Raw genomic sequence first — 20,137 nt, 5'->3', positions numbered from 1 at the left:
TGGTCGCCGAGCTCGGGCCGCGCTGGCAGGCACGCCAGGACGCGCGGCTGGCCGATCGGCCGCGGCAGCGGGCGGTCGGAGCTGGCGCTCGGTATCGGCTGGTGTTCATCGACCGGTTTGCTGGCCACCCTGGTGCAGCTGCGGCAAGGGGTCACCCAGGATGTGCTGGCCTGCTGGTTCGGGGTGTCCCGGTCGACGATTACCCGGGCGGTCGGGGGAGTGCGTCCGCTGCTGGCCGAGCGCGGTTGCACCGTCGAGGGCGGGATCCGGCTGCGCACGCTGGCCGATGTGGTCGCTTATCTGGGCGCCACCGGGCAAGTCGGTCTGCTCGATGCCACCGAGGTGCGGGTGCGCCGCCCGGCCGCCGGTCGGGCGGGGCGGCAGCGGTTCGTCTCGGGCAAGGCGCGGGCCAACACGGTCAAGGCGTTGGTGATCACCGATTCCGCGGGGCGGCTGCTGTTCTGCGGGCAGACCCGGCCGGGCGCCATTCATGATCTGACCCAGGTCCACCAGGCCGGCCTGGTCGAGCTGCTGGCTCTCATCCCGGGCGTCACTCTGCTGGTCGACGCCGGCTACCAAGGCCTGAGCACCCAGACCGCCGGCGCGGTGCTCACTCCGCGGCCGGCCCGGCGGAAGAACCAGATCCCGCTCTTCCCCGCCGTCGCCGCGGCGCACGAGGCCGAACGCAGAGCCCACGCGTCGCAGCGCATCCACGTGGAGCACGGCATCAGCCACCTGAAGAACTGGCGAGCCCTGTCCCGACACCTCGGCCGAAGAGAACACCTCGACACGATCCTGCCCGCGGTCGCCGGCCTCGTCTCCAGCCAGGAACGAGCCTCACGACCCGACCAGCTTCACCGCACACCAAACGCGCTGCCGGCCGGTACCGCGGCGTAATCGAACTGGTCCTGAACAGGTCGACCACGGCCCGCCTCTAACCATGCACGAGGTCGTAAGGGACGGCGCTCGTGGAGGACATGCGTTACCCCTGGGATATTCCCGCAGGAGGCTAGGCAGACGTCGGCGGGCTTAGCGTCGACGACGAAGGGGACGAACATGTGGGAAGGTTGTCTAGCCAACCGCAGCCAACGCAGTAGCCGGCGCCCGCTTCGGCATGTCGCTCCACGTTCGCCCGTCCAACTCTCGCCCGTTACTCTTGGGCCGGACGCCACCCCACTGCTTGAAGAAGAAGGCGACGTCCTGCTCGAGACACTGGTCGCGTAGGTCGGCGACCCAGTCGTGTTGAACCGGGCGATGACGAGGGCCACTCTCGCCCCCAGCGATGAGCCAGTCAATGCCCGACAGGTTGAGGTTGTTCAGGGGGCCAAGCAGGGGCTCCGCACTCACGAAGCGGAACGCCGCAGGGACCTCGCGCAGTTCGTCTAGCCGCCACGTCACGGCCTCGTTCTCGACGGACACACCAAGCCAGACATTGCCTGGCCAAGGCAGTTCTCCCGCCAGCCGAACGGCCCGCTTTGGGCGCTTGGTCAGGACTTGGTACGTGTGACGGGGCGTGGCTTCCATGACTGCGAAAACCCGCTGGATGAACTCGGTTGGCACCCGAGCGTGGAACAGGTCGCTCATGCTGTTGACGAAGATCAGTCGAGGCGCGCGCCATCCAAAGGGAGCTGCTAGAGCGTCTGGGTGCACCACAACGCCGAAGCCCGGTCCCGACGTTCGCTCGTTCCCGTCTGTCTGATAGCGGGCCACCCCCATCGCCTTGAGGCGTTTTGCAAGAGTCAGGGCGTAGCAGTTGTCGCAACCGGCACTAATACGGTCGCATCCGGTGGTGGGGTTCCATGTCGCCTCAGTCCACTCGATGCCCGTAGCTGACCCCATGGCAGCACCGTAGCCCTCATGAGGGGCATCGAACAAGCGTTCGATACGGCAAGTCCTGCCAAAGCGGATCGCATCTAGCCCTCAGGCCACATACAGAACAGGACCCCCCGCAGGGCCCTCCGAGAGGAGCGCCCCTCAAAGAAGGCACGCTGGGCGCTCGGGGCTACACCCCGCCGAACTCGGCTGACACAGCAGGCGCCCAACCGTGCGCGGTACCGCCCGTTCCCCGAGGTCGGACATGCCCCGTCCGCGACGACAGCGGGATGGACGGACGCGGTCAAGTACGCGCCGGCGGCGACGCCGACTCACCGACAGCCGACGAGGCACACCAAGGAGGGGCAGAGGTGGCACACTTCGGTGCGACTCTTAGCAATCAGGGGGGATAATGCCGGTTAAGGGCGATGTGCCGTGGCCGCGTGAGGAGCACACAGGCGCTAAGCATGATATTTACCGCCGCTATCTTGATCGATGGTTTCCCATCCTCTTGGCCTACTCAAATGCCTACCCGTCGGTCACCTACGCTGAAGGCTTCTCCGGCCCTGGCGTCTACAGTGGCGGCGAGATCGGCTCCCCGGTAATTGCAATGCAGGCGCTCATCGACAATGTCCCTAAGACTAAAGGCGTCGCTCGCTTCGTCTTCATCGATGACGATAAGCGGTGCGTTGACATGCTTCGGAAGACACTTAGGACGGCGTTCCCTGATCGCCCACGGTCCGACGCTGCGATGCCCGTAAGGGTTATCGAAGGCACATGTATTGATCATCTTGAAGCGGCGCTTGACAGCATCAACGCTTGGGGCCAGCCGATCTTTGCGAACCTTGACTCTTGGGGTAATGCGCCGGTGCCGTACAAGCTGCTGCAGCGCCTGGCGGTGAACGTCTCGAGCGAGGTTATCGTCACGCTGTTCCCACAACACTTCGTTCGTTTTGTCAGTAACCTCGGCGAAGCCGGCGATGAGGTGTTCGGCGGCGACCCAACCTGGCGAACCGTTAATGGCTTGGCACCCGAAGCGAAGAGTCGGCATATTCTCACCTGCTACCGACAGGCTCTCAAAGCGGCTGGCTTTCCCTATCTGCTCGACTTTGAACTGATTCCCAAGCATGGTCAACCGCTGTATCTTGTCTTTGGCACCGGGCATCCCCTCGGTGTAAAGAAGATGAAGGACAGCTTGTGGGAGGTCGACCGCGCCCAAGGCGTCGGGTTCCGCGACCCTCGCGATGATCAGGCTGAGACGCTATTCGACATGGAAGAGCCACAGATCGGCCCCCTGGCGCGGCTGCTTGAGCAGAAACTGCGAGACAGTGGACGGGTTCGCGTGGAAGAACTCCGCCAATTTGCCCTCTTTGAGACGGTTTACCGGCCGGAACATGTAATTAGAGCACTAAAGCCACTTGTGGATCGAGGCGTGGTCGAAGTAGTAGGCGGCGGCGCGTTACGCATCGGGTCATTTGTTTCGCTCGCCTCAGCATCCGCTCGTTGATCGGGAGGGTGCGGCAGAGGTCACGTCGAACATCAGCGCCTATCTTGTCAACGCCCGAAACGTCTTGATTCGTGGCCGCGGCGCTACTTCGCCGATCTCGACAGCACTGGTCGACACCTTGGAAGATTAGCGCAGCCAAGCAGGAGGTCCCCGACGACTCGATCATCCCGTCGGTTGGGGTGAACCGGTCCTGCTCTCGGTGCGCTGGCGCATCAGCCGCCGTGGGAGCCGGGCGTCCCTGGACGTCTGGGGCTCTACATCGGGTTGCGCCCTCAAGGGAGGGTCAGAGTGTTCAGTGACCCCGACGCTCTGGGCTGGGCGATCACGCCGTACCAGAGTGCCGCTACACCACTCGACCCGATCACCACCGACCGTCGCGCGTATGGCCGGCTTCACATGAACCCGGCGGCCCCTTCGCATACTGTTGGCGCGTGAGCACGGAGAGCTACGCAGAGGTGTCAGCGGAGGTGGCAACCCTGCGTGATGTCCTCGTGGCGGCCAAGGCGTTGCCGGTTCTCTTCGTGGGCTCGGGCATCTCGCGGCGGTACATCGGTTCCCCGGACTGGGACGGGCTGCTTGAGCAGTTCGCCACCCTCACCGGTCGACACATTTCCTACTACCGCGGACGGGCCGGAAACGATCGGCCTCAGATTGCGAGCTTGATCGCCGAGAAGTTCTACGACGTCTGGTATAGCGCCGAGGAGTACGCCGAGTCACGAGAGTCCTACCAGGCCGAGGTCGAGGGGGAGGCGGACCCACTCAAGTTCGAGGTCGCCAAGTCGATCTCCGGGCTGGCGTACCTGGACGACTCCGCAACCAAGGTTGAGCTTGACGCGCTATCTCGCGTGCGGGCACACGCGGTGGTCACCACCAACTGGGACACCATCCTCGACTCCACCTTCCCGGACCTCGAGGTGTTCGTCGGTCAGCAGGACGTCCTGTTCGCCACCACCCAGGCCATCGGCGAGATCTATAAAATTCACGGGTCGGTGACCGACCCCAAGTCGATGGTGCTGACGAGCGAGGACTATGCGGCCTACTGGGAGCGTAATCCCTACCTGATCGCCAAACTCCTGACGATGCTAGTTGAGCACCCGGTCATGTTTCTCGGCTACAGCCTGGGCGACCCGCACATCAACCGGATGCTCAGCAACCTTATCGCGTGCCTGACGCCCGAGCAGATCGACGTCCTCAACGACCAGCTCATCTTCGTCCGTCGCCCCCGCGCCGGTGAAAGCGGCGCCTTCGCCCGGAGCTCCATGACGGTCGGCCGGCACACCCTGAGCATCCGCGAGTTCGTCTGCACGGACTTCACGGCGCTTTACAACATGCTCAGCGAGTTGCCGCAGAAGTTCCCCGTCAAGCTTCTCCGCCAGTTGCGCGAAAGCGTCTATGAGCTTACCTTCTCGACGGAGCCCTCCGGTCGCGTGCACGTCCTCCCCATGGACGAAGGCGCAAACCCGGAAGACGTTGAGGTCGTCGTCGGGGTCGGCACGCTAGAGCGCCTCGGGGAGCGCGGATACCGGGCACTGAGCCGGGCGGACCTGTGCCGGGACATGCTGTTCGGCGCAACGGACCACAACCCGGAACGGCTGCTCAATGACCTCCTGCCCCGGCTGTTCCGAGGAGCGAAGTACGTCCCGATCTACTACCCGCTGCTGGCTGCTGGCCGCGTCGCTGCGGACGGCAGCGTCACGGACACCGATGGACTCCCTGCGAACGCTCGCGCACTGCTCAGCGGCACCACCAAGCTGCGCCCGTACGGGATGCGGGGATTGGCGGAACGACGGGCGCAATCGTTTCTAGAGCTTCTGGACGACGACCGCCAGGTGGCACTGGACTTCGGGCTGGTGTGCTCGTACGAGGTGGCCGACGTGGTGGCCCTGCGCAACTTCCTAGTGGCCGAAATCGGTGAGACCGAGTCGGTCGGCACAATGCAGGCCAAGCTGAGCTGTAAGTACGACCGCCTGGCGTACGGCCCTGACTTCGAGGGTGACCCGGTCGAGCTGCACCAGGCGCTAGGCTTGAATAGCGCCTGGGTTCACAAGCAGCAACAGCGGGCCGACTCCTGAGACCCTTCCCGCGGCGCTGAAGTTCCTCGGTTGCACGCTGTTAATCGCCGGCGTGGCCCGTCATCACCCAGATGGGCGCCGCGGTCGGTGAGGGTGGCTCGACGCCCCGCTCCACGCGCATAGCCTCCTCTTGCGCTTACCCATACTTCTGGCTTCCCATGAACCGGCTCTAATCCGTCGGCCATTGCAGGCGGCACCCTCAGCCAGCTGTAGAGCGGGCGCCTGGCCCTCAGAACGGCTGAGGCAAGTCCGCAAATCGCGTCATCTCAGTCCGCACACAGTCCGCAGGAACTCCGCAACGCACCCCACATCCGTAGTCGTCGATCAACCACGCCCAACCGTAAGCCGCAGGTCAGACCGAGGGTCCATCGATCACCGCAAGCAGCCGTGCACCTTGGGTCAATTCCGGGTCAACGAGTCGCTCCGCCGCCGCGAGGGCATCGCCGCAGTCAACTGGCTCGGCGTCCCGCGAACGCCGTCGATGGGCGCGTCGTGACCGCGAGGGTGAGATTCTCTGGCTGCGGCAAGGAACTAAAGGCGGCGGTTGTCCTGCGCCGTCTTCGAATGTTCACGCGGAGCTGCAGGTCCTGAGGAGGTGTCCGTGACCCAAGTGGGTCACGAGGCTCGGGTCGGTGGCCCGAGGGGCTGCTCACCAGGTGATTTGAGCCAAGCAGCGTGACCCATCCATGACCCACGCGGCGGAAAATAGGGGTCCTGAAAGGGTTCAAACGGGCCGTCCCGGGGCTCCTCCGGAGTTTCTCCAGAGAGCCTGACAGGCTCGTTGACCTGCGGTTATGCGTTGAGCGGGTGACCGGGATCGAACCGGCATGGCCAGCTTGGAAGGCTGGGGCTCTGCCATTGAGCTACACCCGCGAGGTGCCCGCCCAGCGTAGCGGCCCTCCCGGTTAGCGTGCCGGGGTGACGCAGACCACGGAGCTCGACGCCACCGCCCAGGCCGATCTGGTCCGCCGCGGGGAGGCCACGCCCGTCGAGCTCGTCGACGCCGCGATCGCCCGGATCGAGCAGACGAACCCCCACCTCGACGCCGTCCTCCGCGACCGCTTCGACGCCGCCCGCGCCGAGGCCGCCGGCACGCTGCCCGACGGACCCTTCCGCGGCGTCCCACTGCTGCTCAAGGACATGGGCTGCCACATAGCGGGGGAGGAGACCGCCTACGGCCTGGCCGCCCTCCGCGACGCCGACATCCGGTGGCGGCGCGACAGCCACCTGGCGCAACTGTTCCGCGCCGCGGGCTTCGTCGTCCTGGGCCGCACCAACGTCCCCGAGCTGGGCACCACCGTCACCACCGAGCCCGCCGCCAACGCCCCGGCCCGCAACCCCTGGGACCCCGCCCGCTCGACCGGCGGCTCCAGCGGAGGGTCGGCCGCGGCGGTGGCCGCCGGGATGGTGCCGGTCGCGCACGCCAGCGACGGCGGCGGCTCCATCCGCGTCCCGGCGAGCGAGTGCGGCCTGGTCGGCCTCAAACCCACGCGCGCCCGCGTGAGCCAGGGCCCCGACGTCGGCGAGGGCTGGGCCGGCGCCACGATCGACGGCGTCGTCACCCGGACCGTCCGCGACACCGCCGCCGTCCTGGACCTGGTCGGCCGCCCCATGCCCGGTGACCCCTACGCCGCGCCCGCGCTGCCCCGGCCGCTGGTCCAGGAGCTCGGTGCCCCGGTCACCGGGCTGCGCGCGGGGCTGTGCGCCTCCCCGCCCGACGAGCGCTGGCTCGACGACCCCGAGTGCCGCGCCGCCGTGCAGCAGACCGGGCGGCTGCTCGAGGAGCTCGGCCTCGCCGTCGAGGAGGCGCACCCGGCCGCCTTCTTCGACGACTCCTTCTCCCGGCACTTCAACGCCACCATCGCCGCCGACACCGCCCGCATGCTCGGCGACCTCGAGCGGGTCCTCGGCCGCCCGATCACCGACGACGAGCTCGAGCCGCGCAACGTGTACTACCGCTCCGCCGGCGGCCGGATGACCGCCCCCGAGTACCTCGGCGCCCGCGCCTGGCTGGGCTCGTGGTCGCGCCGCGCGGCCACGTTCTGGGCACCGGCCGACGCCGGCGGGCAGGGGTTCGACCTGCTCGTCACGCCGACCGTCGGGGCGCCGCCGCCGGAGCTCGGCTGGTTCACCGCGGGTGGGCCGCGCGAGGAGGGCCGCCGGATCGGCTCCTTCATCCCCTGGACGGCCCAGGCCAACGTCACCGGCCAGCCAGCGATCAGCCTGCCGCTGCACACCACCGGCGACGGCCTCCCGGTCGGCGTCCAGCTCGTCGCCCCGGTCGGCCGCGAGGACCTGCTGGTGCGCGTGGCCGCCGCCCTGGAGGAGGCCGCACCGTGGGCCGGACGGCGTCCGGCGCTCCCCGCCTAGACTCGGGACCGCCACGGGGTGTGGCGCAGCTTGGTAGCGCACCCGCTTTGGGAGCGGGGGGCCGTGGGTTCGAATCCCGCCACCCCGACCCCGTCCCCCGGCGTCTCTAGACTCGGGGGTCGACCCGGCGCCCGTCCCGGCGTCCCTTCCGTCGTACCGAGGAGCACTGCCGCTGTGAAGAGCACCATCGAGGAACTGGGCCCCACGCGGGTCCGGATGGCGATCGAGGTGCCCTGGGGGGACCTGGACCACGCCTTCGGTGAGGTCTACAAGGAGCTTGGCAAGCAGGTCCGCGTGCCCGGCTTCCGCCCCGGCAAGGTGCCGAACCGGGTGCTCGACCAGCGCGTCGGCCGGCCGCTCGTGCTCGAGCAGGTCGTCCAGCACGCCATCCCCGAGGTCTACTCCGAGGTCGTCCGCGAGAACTCCGTCCGCGTCCTCGGCCAGCCCGACATCGAGGTCACCCGCCTCGACGACAACGACACCCTCGCCTTCACCGCCGAGGTCGACGTCGCCCCGAAGATCGAGCTGCCCGCGCTCGACGAGCTGTCGGTCACCGTCGACGACGTCGAGGTCACCGACGAGGAGATCGACGAGCAGGTCAACGTGATGCGGGAGCGCTTCGGCATGCTCACCGCCGTCGACCGCCCCGCCGAGGACGGCGACCACGTCTCCCTCGACCTCGAGGCCCGCGTCGACGACGAGGTGCTCGAGGACGGCACCACCAGCGGCATGTCCTACGAGGTCGGCTCCGGCTCGCTGATGGCCGGCCTCGACGACGCCGTCCGCGGGCTGTCGGCCGACGAGTCGGCGACCTTCGAGACCGATCTGCTCCAGGGCCCGCACGCCGGCCGCCAGGCCCAGGTCACCGTCACCGTCCGCTCGGTCAAGGCCAAGGAGCTGCCCGAGCTCGACGACGAGTTCGCCTCCACCGCCAGCGAGTTCGACACCCTCGCCGAGCTGCGCGACGACGTCCGGTCGCGGCTGTCGCGGGTGAAGGTCATGCAGCAGGGCGCGCAGGCCCGCGACAAGCTGGTCGAGCACCTGCTCGAGGTCACCGAGGTGCCGATCCCCGAGGGCCTGGTCGAGCGCGAGCTCGAGTACCGCAACAACGCGATGCAGAACGAGCTCGCCCAGGCCGGCATGGACTGGGACACCCTGCTGTCGATGTCGGGCGTGGAGGACCGCGAGGCCTACGACGCCGAGCAGCGGACGTCGATCGGCAACGCGATCCGCACCCAGTTCGTCCTCGACGCGATCGCCGACGCCCGCGAGATCACCGTGGACAACGACGACCTGTCCGCGCAGATCATGGCGCAGGCCTCTCGCAACCGGATGAGCCCGGAGCAGTACGCCCAGCAGCTGCAGCAGAGCGGCAACATCGCCGAGTTCGTCGCCGACGTCCGCCGCACAAAGGCGCTGGCCCAGCTCCTCGAGCAGACGACGATCACCGACGCGTCGGGCGACGTCGTCGACCTCGACGCGCTGCGCCCGCAGACCGTCCGGGCCGCTGCCCCGGAGGCCGCCTCCGACGAGGCGACCGACGAGGCGACCGACGACGACGCCGCGCCGGCCGGTGCGGCCGACGACGCCGCCGACGACGCTGAGGACGCGCCCGACGCGGAGGTCGCCCAGGCGGTCGCCGTGGAGGCGGCCGAGGGTGCCACCGAGGACACCGCGGACGTCACCAAGGCCTGAGGAAGGACCCGTCCTCCTCACCCCGAGCGAGCTCGGGGCGAGCCTCGGGACGGGGCCGCCCACGACGCCGTCCTGCCCCGGGAGCCCGGGGGAGGACGGCGTCGTCGCGTCCGGAGCCGTGCCCGCTGCGCCCACGGCGAACAGGCCCCCGCGCCGGGACTCCGGGCCCCGGGGTGCGCGTTAGGGTCGACGTGACTCGGGACGGACGACGGGGGTACGGCCCGCAGGGGCCGTGGCACCCGCTCCTCCCGACCCACCGTCCGCCCACCGAGACCGGCCTGCTCCACAGTCCAACGGAGGTCACCACACCCGTGAGCACCGACCCGAACCCGGCGTACTCCCCGCTCATGCGGGGCGGCGCCGGTGGGATGAACCTCAACGACTCGGTCTACGAGCGCCTGCTGCGCGAGCGGATCATCTTCCTGGGCACCCAGGTCGACGACGTCATCGCCAACCAGCTGGCGGCACAGATGCTGCTGCTCTCGGCCGAGGACCCCAAGCGGGACATCCACCTCTACATCAACTCGCCCGGCGGCTCGGTCAGCGCCGGCATGGCCATCTACGACACGATGCAGTTCATCGACTGCGACGTCGCCACCTACGGGATGGGCCTGGCCGCGTCGATGGGCCAGTTCCTGCTCACCGCGGGCGCCAGCGGCAAGCGCTACGCCCTGCCGCACGCGCGGATCATGATGCACCAGCCCTCGGCCGGTGTCGGTGGCACCGCGGCCGACATCGCCATCCAGGCCGACCTGTTCCGGCGGACCAAGAAGGAGCTCAACGAGCTCCAGGCCCAGCACACCGGGCAGCCGATCGAGCAGATCGAGAAGGACTCCGACCGCGACCGCTGGTTCACCGCGCAGGAGGCCCTGGAGTACGGCTTCGTCGACCACGTCGTCAGCCGCGCCACCATGACCGACAGCGCCAACCCGGTCGCCGACAACTGAACAGGCGAGGACTGACCGCGATGAGTGACTTCCAGCTGCCCTCCAGCCGCTACATCCTCCCCTCCTTCGTGGAGCGGACGAGCTACGGCATGAAGGAGAGCAACCCCTACAACAAGCTCTTCGAGGAGAGGATCATCTTCCTCGGGGTGCAGATCGACGACGCCTCGGCCAACGACGTGATGGCCCAGCTGATCACGCTGGAGTCGGCCGACCCCGACCGCGACATCACGATCTACATCAACTCGCCCGGTGGCTCGTTCACGTCGCTGATGGCCATCTACGACACGATGATGTTCGTCCGGCCCGACATCCAGACCGTGTGCATGGGTCAGGCGGCCTCGGCCGCGGCCGTCCTGCTCGCGGCCGGGACGCCGGGCAAGCGCCTGGCGCTCCCGTACTCCCGGGTGCTGATCCACCAGCCCTCCGGTGAGGCCGGCGGTCAGGTGTCGGACCTGGAGATCCACGCCGCCGAGATCGAGCGGGTGCGCAAGCAGATGGAGGAGATCCTGGCGCGGCACACCGGCCGGACGGCCGAGCAGGTCCGCTCCGACATCGACCGCGACAAGATCCTGACGGCGAACGAGGCCAAGGAGTACGGCATCGTCGACCAGGTCATCCAGAGCCGGAAGCTCAACGCACTGCCCACGGCATGACCCCCACGTCCCCCGGGCGGCACGGGAATGAAGCCGCGCGTGTCGCGGTCGTAACCCGTACCGTTCGGGGGGCAGTGCCGGGAGTGACGAGCGAGTCGGGCGCCCCCGGCGCACCGGGGCGTCGGAGCCCCGCGGCGTCGGTGGTGGCGGGTACGGTCGGCGAGCGCCCGATCCCCGGCCGGCAGCGCCGGGAGGACCGTCCTCGCGGCCCCCGCCACCAGCGGGACCGAGCACGGGCACATCAGTGACACATCATCCGCAGGTCCGCTCCCCCCAGGGCCTGCATCCCCCGAGGTGGAGGTCAGCAGGTGGCACGAATCGGTGAGAGCGGTGACCTGCTCAAGTGCTCGTTCTGCGGGAAGAGCCAGAAGCAGGTCAAGAAGCTCATCGCTGGCCCCGGCGTCTACATCTGCGACGAGTGCATCGACCTCTGCAACGAGATCATCGAGGAGGAGCTCTCGGAGTCGTCGGACCTCAAGTTCGACGAGCTGCCGAAGCCCCGCGAGATCCACGACTTCCTCGAGCAGTACGTCATCGGCCAGGAGAAGGCCAAGCGCACCCTCGCCGTCGCCGTCTACAACCACTACAAGCGGGTGCAGGCCGGTGGTGAGCGCACGAGCCGCGACGAGTCCGTCGAGCTCGCCAAGTCCAACATCCTGCTGATGGGCCCCACCGGGTGCGGCAAGACGCACCTGGCGCAGACCCTCGCCCGGATGCTCAACGTCCCGTTCGCGATCGCCGACGCCACGGCGCTGACCGAGGCCGGCTACGTCGGCGAGGACGTCGAGAACATCCTGCTCAAGCTGATCCAGGCCGCCGACTACGACGTCAAGCGCGCCGAGACCGGGATCATCTACATCGACGAGGTCGACAAGATCGCCCGCAAGAGCGAGAACCCGTCGATCACCCGCGACGTCTCCGGCGAGGGCGTGCAGCAGGCGCTGCTGAAGATCCTCGAGGGGACGACGGCGTCGGTGCCGCCGCAGGGTGGCCGCAAGCACCCGCACCAGGAGTTCATCCAGATCGACACGACGAACGTGCTGTTCATCGTGGGCGGCGCGTTCGCGGGCCTCGAGAAGGTCATCGAGCAGCGGGTCGGCAAGCAGGGCATCGGCTTCGGCGCGGAGATCCGCGGCAAGAAGGAGATCGAGGCCTCCAGCGCGTTCGCCGAGGTCATGCCCGAGGACCTGCTGAAGTTCGGGATGATCCCCGAGTTCATCGGCCGCCTCCCGGTGATCACCAGCGTGCAGGCCCTCGACCGCGACGCGCTGATCCAGATCCTCACCGAGCCGAAGAACGCGCTGGTGCGCCAGTACCGGCGGCTGTTCGAGCTCGACGGTGTGGAGCTCGACTTCACCGAGGACGCGCTCGAGGCGATCGCCGACCAGGCCATCCTCCGCGGCACCGGCGCCCGCGGGCTCCGCGCGATCATGGAGGAGGTGCTGCAGTCGGTGATGTACGAGGTGCCCAGCCGCGACGACGTCGCCTCCGTGGTGATCTCCAAGGAGGTCGTGCTGGAGCACGTCAACCCGACCATCGTGCCGCGCAAGCCCACCCGCGAGCGCCGCGAGAAGAGCGCCTGACGCTGAGCTCCACCGACGAGCCCGTCCCCGGTCACCGGGGGCGGGCTCGTCCGCGTCGCAGGGCCGGTGAGCGACGTGGTGTGCGGTCGTGGCGCATCGGGCACCGGGAACGCGCCGCAGCCGCACATCACCTGCCGCCGAGGACCGCCGCCCGGGTACGGCAGACGCGCAGGATCTCCTCCCGGCAGGCCTCCGGTTCCCGTGTCAGCCGTCGGTGGCTGAAGCGCAGCACCACCCATCCCAGCGCCGCCAGGGCGACGTCGCGCCGGGTGTCCCGCTCGCGATCGTCGGCGCTGCCGTGGAACGCGGCGCCGTCCAGCTCGACGGCCACCTTCAGCTCGGGCACGGCGGCGTCGAGGTGGACCGTCCGCCCACCCGCCAGGACCACCGGGTGCTGCTGCACGAAGCGCGGCATGCCCCGCCCGGCCAGGACGTGCCGCACGCCCCAGATCTCCAGCTCGCTCTGGCACCCCTGATCCACCAGCCGCAACAGGTGCTCCAGCGACCGGCGCCCGGGCAGCGCCGGCCGCCGCGCCACCGCGTCGAGCAGGTGCGCCACCCGCACCCGCCGGTCCCGGAGCGTCCCGATCACCGTGCCGCGCAGCCGGTCGACCTCCCGTCGCGAGCCGTGCGCGCCGCACGCCCAGCCCCAGCCGTCGATGAGTGCGCGGGGGAGTGGAGTGACCGGGAAGGGGCCGAGCCGGTCCGCGTCGAGGTCCCGCACGCGGTGGACGACGAGCCCCGTCGCCGGCGACGGCGCGTCGGCCGGCGGGGACGGACACGTGCACCGGACCGCCGTCGTCCTCGAGGACCCGCCACACGGCCAGGGCGGTCCCGTGGCTCACGACACCGCCCGTGGCGAGGACCCCCGCCAGAGCGCGCGTCCGCCAGTCGTCCCAGCACTCCGGGGCCGCGACGACGCCGCGGTGCGGGCGCAGCAGCCGTCCGCCGGCGACGTGCCGGGTGAGGGTGTGCCGGTCGACCCGGCCGGCCAGGTCGGAGGCGCGGACGACGCCGTACGGGCCGAGGAGCGGGCGCAGGTCGCGGGTCACCCGGCCACGCTCACGGCCCGGCCGGCGCCGGGAGGAGCCCGCCGCCGCTCTGTGGAGGACCCGGCCGGCTGTGGAGCCGAGCGGTGCGCGGTCGTGGCGCACCGGGCATCGGGAACGCGCCGCAACCGCACACCACCGACCCGAGCGGGCCGGCCACCGTCGAAAGGCGGCGCACGATCCGCTGGGGTGGCACCCTCGGCGGGGTGCGCCTCCTCACCGCCCTGCCCGACGCGGCGCGGGCGGCGTTCCGCGCCCGGGTCTCCGGCGACCCGACCGGCGCCCCGGACTGGGTCCGCGACATCGCGCAGGTCGGCACGGGACCGGGCTGGTTCGAGCCCGACGGCGTCGTCTGGCGCGTGCACGGCGACCTGTCCACCCTCGTCGGCGGGGTCGCGGCCCTGCTCGGCCAGGCCGCCCACCCGCTCGCGCTGGCCGGCGTCGAGCGCCACTCCGCCTACCGCGAGGACCCGTGGAAGCGGCTGGCCGGCACCGCCCGCTGGCTGGTGGTGAGCACGTTCGGCTCCGCGGAGCTCGCCGAGCGGGAGGCCGCCCGGGTCCGCGGCATGCACCGGACCGTCCGCGGCCGGGTGCGCGGCCAGGCCTACTCCGCGTCCGACCCCGTCCTCCTGCGCTGGGTGCACCTGGCCTTCACCGACGCGTTCCTCGCCGCGCAGCAGGGGGTGGGCCGCGACCTCACCGCCCGGTACGGCCGCCGCTGGCCCGACGTCTACGTGGGGGAGTGGGCCCGCACCGCGCGGGAGCTCGGCGCCACCGACCTCCCGGGGAACGCCGCCGAGCTGGCCGAGGCGCTGGCGGCCTACCGCGGCGAGCTCGCGCCCGTCCCCGACTCGCTGCGCTCCTTCCTCGCCGCCCCGCCCGGGCTGAGCCCGCCGGAGCGCGTGTTCTACCGCGGCCTGTCCGGCGCCGCGGCGCACCTGGTCTCGCCCACGCTGGCCGGGTGCGCGGGGGTGCCCGGCCGCGGCCGCGGCGGTGCCGCGCAGCTCGCCGTCACCCGCGCCCAGCTGCGCGGCCTGCAGGTGGTGCTGGGCTCCTACAGCCCGTCGGAGGAGGCGGCGCGCTGGCGGCTGGGCCTGGGCCCGGCGCCCGCCTGGGCGGCGGAGGACGCCGCCTGAGCGGACGGGTCCACCGTGCCGACGCCGAGCACCGCCGGCCCGAGCGCGTCGAGGACCACCGCGGTCCCGCCGACGACCACCCGCGTCCGGGTGCGCTCGCCGGACGGGCGGCCGGACAGCCGCACGGCGAGCAGGGCCGCCAGTGCCGGGACCCGGGTGGGGAGGACCGCGGCCGGCACGTCGGGGAGCGGGCCGGGAACACCACCCCAGCCCGGCAGCGTCGCGCTCCGCAGGCCGGTGACCCGCACGTGCCGGCGCAGCGGATCGGCCAGCAGCGCATCGAGCACGGGACGCGGGTCGCCGCGCGCGGCCACGGCGAGCGCGGCGGCCGGGTCGCCCAGGAGCCGCTCGGCCCAGCCCGGGACGCCGGCGTCCACCACTCCGTCCGACCCCGGGAGGGTGCCGTGCACGAGGACCACCGGCCGGCGGCGGTCCGGCCCGGGCGGGCAGGCACCGGGGACCTCCGGCAGGTCCACCTCCGCGTCGGCCCGGGGACCGACGGCGCCCACCAGCGCCGTCAGCGTGCCGACCACCAGGCAGGTGCCGGTGGGTCGGCGCACGGTCCAGCCCCCCGCCGCGGCCCGGACGCCGACCGGCCGGCCGGCCGCGGCGAGGACGACCCGCGCGGCGGCCGACCGGGCGGGCAGGGAGCCCAGCAGCGGCGCCGCCCAGTCGACGTCGGACCGGACGCCGCAGGCCCCGCACACGAGGACCCCGGTCAGGCCTGGCGGGGGAACCGGGCGGCGTAGTCGTCGGCGATCTGGTCGAACGTCGTCCAGCGGACGCCCTCGTGACCGTTCACGTGCTCGATCAGCCGCTCGAGCATGAGCAGCACCTGCGGGCGGCCGGAGACGTCGGGGTGGACGGTGAAGGTGACCACCGCGTAGTCCATCTCGCGGTACACCCAGTCGAACTGGTCCTGCCAGGACTCGCCCAGGTGGCGCGGGCTGACGAAACCGTGGCTGTTCGGGCTGGACTTGATGAACATCATCGGCGGGAGGTCGTCGAGGTACCAGTTCGCCGGGATCTCGATCAGGTCGGTCTCCTCGCCCCGGACCAGCGGCTTCATCCAGGTCTCGGCCGGCTGTGAGTAGTCGATCTTCGTCCAGCTGTCCCCGACGCGGACGCGGTAGGGCGTGAAGTCGTCGTGCATCAGCGAGTGGTCGTACTTGATGCCCCGCTCGAGCAGCAGCTCGTTGGTGACCGGCGAGAACTCCCACCAGGGCGCGACGTAGCCGGTCGGACGCCGGTCGGTCACCTCCGTGATCAGCTCGATCGACCGGTCGAGCACGGCCGACTCCTGCTCGCGGCTCATGGCGATCGGGTTCTCGTGGCTGTAGCCGTGCACCCCGATCTCGTGCCCGGCGTCGACGCACCGGCGGAACCGGTCGGGGAAGGTCTCGATCGAGTGCCCGGGCCAGAACCAGGTCGTCGTCATGTCGTGGCGGGCGAAGAGGTCGAGCAGCCGGGGGGTGCCGACCTCGCCGGCGAACATGCCGCGCGAGATGTCGTCGGGCGAGTCCTCGCCGCCGTAGGACCCCAGCCACCCGGCCACCGCGTCGACGTCGACACCGAAGGCGCAGAGGATCTCCTTGGCCATGCCACTTCCCTTCCGTTGGGGCCGGCCGACGGGACGTCAGCCGGTGGTGCGGGCCAGGAACTCGGCCCGGACGGTGCCGGGGTCGCGGTGCACGCCGAGCAGGGCCGCGAGCAGGACGCGCGCCTGGGACGGGCGGAGCAGGCCGCTGGGCACGGCGCCGGCGGCCAGCAGGTCGGCGCCGCCGCCGTTGCCGTACAGCGCGGCGACCCGGCCGGCCTGCACCCGGGTGGAGGTGACGACGACGACCCCGGCGGTGGTCAGCTCCCCGACCGCGGCCGCGATCGCCGGGTTGGCGTTCCCCGCGCCGGTGGCCTGCAGCACGATCCCGCGGGCTCCCGCGGCGACGAGGGCGTGCAGCGCGACGGCGTCCGCGTCGGGATGGCAGGCGACGACGTCGACCCGGACGCCGCTGGGGTCGAACGCGGCCAGGTCGAGCGCGGGGCCCCGCACGGGCCGGGCCTCGATCCCCACCCGGTCCCCGTGCACCCACCCGACCGCGCCGGTGTCGGGTGCGGCGAACGTGTCGGCGGCGAGCGTGTGGCCCTTGCGCACCCCGCGCGCGGCGAAGACGCGCCCGCCGAAGGAGACGAGCACGCCGAGGTCGCGCGCCGCGTCGTCGGCCGCCACCGTGACCGCCTCACCGAGGTTGCGCGGGCCGTCGCCGTCGGGTGCGTCGGCGGGCCGCTGCGCCCCGGTGACCACGACCGGCCGGGGGTCGCGGTGGAAGAGGTCGAGGAAGTACGCCGTCTCCTCGATCGTGTCCGTGCCGTGCGTGACGACCAACCCGGCGACGGCGGGGTCCCGCAGCGCCTCCGCGGCCCGGACCGCGAGGGTGTGCACCCGCTCCAGCGTCATGAGGTAGCTGCCCACCCGCAGGACGTCCTCGACGCCGACCCGGACGCCGGGCGGGAGGTCGAGCCGGGCCACCAGGTCGTCGCCGGCGTCCTGTGCCGTGCCGACGCCGTGCGCGTCGGTGCGGGTGGCGATGGTCCCGCCGGTGGCCAGCACCGTCACGAGTGGCACGGACGGTCCTCCCCCCGGGTGGTCGCGTCGGCGTCCGCCCCGAACGATCCCGCACCGGCGCCCGCCCGGCCCGTCGGAGGCACCGACGGGCCGGGCGCGATCAGCCCTCGGCCGGCGGGGCCAGGACGACGTCGACCGACAGCGGGCCCTCGCCGGCCACGACGGTGAGCGAGGCGATCCGCCCGGCGTCGGTGAGGTCGGCGCGGCCGGCCTCGACCAGCGGCACCTGGGCCGCGGGCGCGGTCACCGTCGCGGACTCGACGTCGGCCCGCATGGACACCTTGGCGTCGGACTTGGCCTTGCGGACCCCGGCCAGCGCGGCCGCCACGACGGGCAGCACCTCCGGGTCGCCCCCGGCCGGCAGCTCGGCGGCGGCCGGCCACGGCGCGCGGTGCACCGAGCCCGCCTGCCACCAGGACCAGACCTCCTCGGTGACGAACGGCAGCACCGGCGCGAACAGCCGCAGCTGCACCGACAGCGCCAGCGCCAGCGCCGCCTGCGCCGACTCCGCCGCCGCCCCGGTCCCGTACGCGCGGGACTTCACCAGCTCCACGTGGTCGTCGCAGAACGACCAGAAGAAGGCCTCGGTCACCTCGAGCGCGCGGGTGTAGTTGTAGGCCTCCATCGCCGCCGTCGCCTCCTCGACGACGCCGGCCAGCCGGCTCAGCAGCCCGAGGTCCATCGGCTCGGTGACCTGCTCACCGCCGAGCCCGGCGGTGACCCCGAGCCCCAGCACGAACTTGCCGACGTTGAGGATCTTCATGGCCAGCCGCCGGCCGACCTTCATCTGCGCCTCGTCGAACGGCGAGTCCGCACCCGGCCGGGCGCCGGCGGCCCGCCACCGGACGGCGTCGGTGCCGTAGCGCTCGAGGACGTCGATGGGCGTGACGACGTTGCCCTTCGACTTCGACATCTTCTTGCGGTCGGGGTCGACGACGAAGCCGGAGATGGTGGCGTGCGTCCACGGCACCGCACCGAACTCGAAGTGCGAGCGGACGACGGTCGAGAACAGCCAGGTGCGGATGATGTCGTGCGCCTGGGGCCGCTGGTCCATCGGGAAGACGTGGGCGAACAGCTCCGGGTCGGTGTCCCAGCCCGAGGCCACCAGCGGCGACAGCGACGACGTCGCCCAGGTGTCCATGACGTCGGGGTCGGCGACGAACCCGCCGGGCACGCCGCGCTGGTCCTGGGTGAACCCCTCGGGGACGTCGGAGGACGGGTCCACCGGCAGCGCCGACTCCGGCGCCAGGATCGGCTCGTCGTACACCGGCTCACCGGTGGCGTCGAGGCGGTACCAGACGGGGAACGGGACGCCGAAGAACCGCTGGCGGCTGATCAGCCAGTCGCCGTTGAGGCCCTCGACCCAGTTCTCGTAGCGGTACCGCATGTGCTCGGGCACCCAGGTGATCTCCCGGCCGCGGGCGACGAGCGCGTCCCGGAGCGCGGCGTCCCGCCCGCCGTTGCGGATGTACCACTGCCGCGTGGTGACGATCTCCAGCGGCCGGTCGCCCTTCTCGAAGAACTTCACCGGGTGGGTGATCGGCCTCGGCTCGCCCTGCAGGTCGCCGGACTCCCGCAGCATCTCCACGATCCGCTGCTGCGCGCTGTACGCCGTCTTCCCGGCCAGCTCGGCGTAGACCTCGGCGGGCACCCCGTCGGGGGCCTCGGGCACGAACCGGCCGTCCCAGCCGACGACCGCGCGGGTGGGCAGCTGCAGCTCGCGCCACCAGGTGACGTCGTTGAGGTCGCCGAACGTGCAGATCATCGCGATGCCCGAGCCCTTGTCCGGCTCGGCCAGGCGGTGGGCGACCACCGGCACCTCGACGCCGAACAGCGGCGTGCGCACCGTCTGACCGAACAGCTCGCGGTACCGCTCGTCGTCGGGGTGGGCCACCAGTGCGACGCAGGCCGGCAGCAGCTCCGGCCGGGTGGTCTCGATGGACACCGGGCCGGAGGGGCCGGCGAACGCGATCCGGTGGTAGGCGCCGGGCCGCTCGCGGTCCTCGAGCTCGGCCTGGGCGACGGCGGTGCGGAAGGTGACGTCCCAGAGGGTCGGCGCCTCCTGCGCGTAGGCCTCGCCGCGGGCGAGGTTGTGCAGGAACACCCGCTGCGCGGTGGCCCGCGAGGTGGCCGAGATGGTCCGGTAGACGTTCGACCAGTCCACCGACAGGCCCACGCGGCGCCACAGCTGCTCGAAGGCGCGCTCGTCCTCCTCGGTCAGCCGCTCGCACAGCTCCACGAAGTTCCGCCGCGAGACCGGCACCTGGTCCTTGCCCGGCTTCGCCGGCGGCTCGAACGACGGGTCGTAGGGGAGGGCCGGGTCGCACCGCACCCCGTAGTAGTTCTGCACCCGGCGCTCGGTGGGCAGGCCGTTGTCGTCCCAGCCCATCGGGTAGAAGACGTGCCTGCCCCGCATCCTCTGGTAGCGGGCCACGATGTCGGTGTGGGTGTAGCTGAACACGTGCCCCACGTGCAGCGACCCGCTGGCCGTCGGCGGCGGGGTGTCGATCGAGTACACCCGCTCGCGCGGCGCGGCCAGCGCGGCGGCGCGGTCGAAGGCGTAGGTGTCCTGCTCGGCCCAGCGGGCGACCCAGGCGTCCTCGAGACCGTCGAGCGTGGGCTTCTCGGGTACGCCGGCCCCGGCTCCCGGGGCGGTGCTGACCGGGGCGGCGGAGTCGGTGACCATGCCC

The 20,137-nt window shown here is 71.2% G+C and carries 15 protein-coding genes and 2 tRNA genes; 10 read left to right on the top strand and 7 right to left on the bottom strand.

Annotated features, from left to right (window positions below):
• Positions 1-117: 117 nt before the first annotated feature.
• A complete protein-coding gene (locus tag BM165_RS19180) occupies positions 118-897 on the top strand; it encodes a transposase (protein ID WP_244274335.1) in 780 nt (259 codons plus the stop codon).
• 174 nt (positions 898-1,071) lie between these two features.
• On the opposite strand, the gene BM165_RS19175 is transcribed toward BM165_RS19180, so the two are convergent.
• Positions 1,072-1,839: a DUF5131 family protein gene (locus tag BM165_RS19175; RefSeq protein ID WP_075015153.1), complete on the bottom strand. Its 768-nt coding sequence runs from the start codon at positions 1,837-1,839 to the stop codon at positions 1,072-1,074.
• A 385-nt stretch (positions 1,840-2,224) separates the two neighbouring features.
• Between BM165_RS19175 and BM165_RS19170 the strand changes: the two genes are divergently transcribed.
• Together BM165_RS19170 and BM165_RS19165 are read left to right on the top strand one after the other, a co-directional pair.
• Positions 2,225-3,319, top strand: coding sequence for a three-Cys-motif partner protein TcmP (locus BM165_RS19170; protein ID WP_075015152.1), 1,095 nt, complete (start codon positions 2,225-2,227; stop codon positions 3,317-3,319).
• Positions 3,320-3,750: 431 nt separating this feature from the next.
• The gene (locus BM165_RS19165; RefSeq protein ID WP_075015151.1) at positions 3,751-5,391 is read left to right on the top strand and encodes an SIR2 family protein; all 1,641 of its coding nucleotides are present in this window, start codon (positions 3,751-3,753) and stop codon (positions 5,389-5,391) included.
• An 802-nt stretch (positions 5,392-6,193) separates the two neighbouring features.
• On the opposite strand, the gene BM165_RS19160 is transcribed toward BM165_RS19165, so the two are convergent.
• Positions 6,194-6,264: transfer RNA gene (locus tag BM165_RS19160), tRNA-Gly, on the bottom strand.
• A gap of 45 nt (positions 6,265-6,309) precedes the next feature.
• On the opposite strand from BM165_RS19160, the gene BM165_RS19155 reads away from it, so the two are divergent.
• From BM165_RS19155 to clpX, 6 genes are all read left to right on the top strand, one after another.
• A complete protein-coding gene (locus BM165_RS19155; protein ID WP_075015150.1) occupies positions 6,310-7,761 on the top strand; it encodes an amidase in 1,452 nt (483 codons plus the stop codon).
• A gap of 14 nt (positions 7,762-7,775) precedes the next feature.
• Positions 7,776-7,849 (top strand) — tRNA-Pro (locus BM165_RS19150).
• 86 nt (positions 7,850-7,935) lie between these two features.
• A complete protein-coding gene (gene tig, locus BM165_RS19145) occupies positions 7,936-9,456 on the top strand; it encodes a trigger factor (protein ID WP_075015149.1) in 1,521 nt (506 codons plus the stop codon).
• A 311-nt stretch (positions 9,457-9,767) separates the two neighbouring features.
• Positions 9,768-10,403, top strand: coding sequence for an ATP-dependent Clp protease proteolytic subunit (locus tag BM165_RS19140; protein WP_432276822.1), 636 nt, complete (start codon positions 9,768-9,770; stop codon positions 10,401-10,403).
• Between the two features lie 20 nt (positions 10,404-10,423).
• A complete protein-coding gene (locus BM165_RS19135) occupies positions 10,424-11,056 on the top strand; it encodes an ATP-dependent Clp protease proteolytic subunit (protein ID WP_075015148.1) in 633 nt (210 codons plus the stop codon).
• A gap of 308 nt (positions 11,057-11,364) precedes the next feature.
• Positions 11,365-12,639 carry an ATP-dependent Clp protease ATP-binding subunit ClpX gene (gene clpX / locus BM165_RS19130; protein ID WP_075015147.1) on the top strand — a complete coding sequence of 425 codons (1,275 nt, stop codon included), beginning with the start codon at positions 11,365-11,367 and terminating at the stop codon, positions 12,637-12,639.
• A 127-nt stretch (positions 12,640-12,766) separates the two neighbouring features.
• Here clpX and BM165_RS19125 read toward each other — a convergent pair whose 3' ends face one another.
• A complete protein-coding gene (locus BM165_RS19125) occupies positions 12,767-13,363 on the bottom strand; it encodes an endonuclease domain-containing protein (protein WP_075015146.1) in 597 nt (198 codons plus the stop codon).
• A 531-nt stretch (positions 13,364-13,894) separates the two neighbouring features.
• Here BM165_RS19125 and BM165_RS19120 point away from each other — a divergent pair.
• Positions 13,895-14,824 carry an oxygenase MpaB family protein gene (locus tag BM165_RS19120; RefSeq protein WP_075015301.1) on the top strand — a complete coding sequence of 310 codons (930 nt, stop codon included), beginning with the start codon at positions 13,895-13,897 and terminating at the stop codon, positions 14,822-14,824.
• Here the strand turns inward: BM165_RS19120 and BM165_RS19115 are convergent.
• The 4 genes from BM165_RS19115 to valS form a co-directional block, all read right to left on the bottom strand.
• Positions 14,743-15,531 (bottom strand): hypothetical protein, encoded by a 789-nt coding sequence (locus tag BM165_RS19115; protein WP_075015145.1) that lies wholly within the window; start codon positions 15,529-15,531, stop codon positions 14,743-14,745. The two genes, BM165_RS19120 and BM165_RS19115, sit on opposite strands and share 82 nt — an antisense overlap.
• Before the next feature lie 11 nt (positions 15,532-15,542).
• Positions 15,543-16,424 carry a polysaccharide deacetylase family protein gene (locus tag BM165_RS19110; protein WP_075015144.1) on the bottom strand — a complete coding sequence of 294 codons (882 nt, stop codon included), beginning with the start codon at positions 16,422-16,424 and terminating at the stop codon, positions 15,543-15,545.
• A gap of 36 nt (positions 16,425-16,460) precedes the next feature.
• A complete protein-coding gene (locus BM165_RS19105; RefSeq protein ID WP_075015143.1) occupies positions 16,461-17,447 on the bottom strand; it encodes an asparaginase in 987 nt (328 codons plus the stop codon).
• A gap of 100 nt (positions 17,448-17,547) precedes the next feature.
• On the bottom strand, positions 17,548-20,133 hold the full coding sequence (valS, locus tag BM165_RS19100) for a valine--tRNA ligase (RefSeq protein WP_075015300.1): 2,586 nt from the start codon (positions 20,131-20,133) through the stop codon (positions 17,548-17,550).
• Positions 20,134-20,137 lie beyond the last annotated feature (4 nt).

The sequence above is a fragment of the Geodermatophilus obscurus genome (assembly GCF_900115395.1).
Lineage (GTDB): Bacteria > Actinomycetota > Actinomycetes > Mycobacteriales > Geodermatophilaceae > Geodermatophilus > Geodermatophilus obscurus_B.
This window is presented reverse-complemented; position numbering and strand designations above follow the sequence as displayed.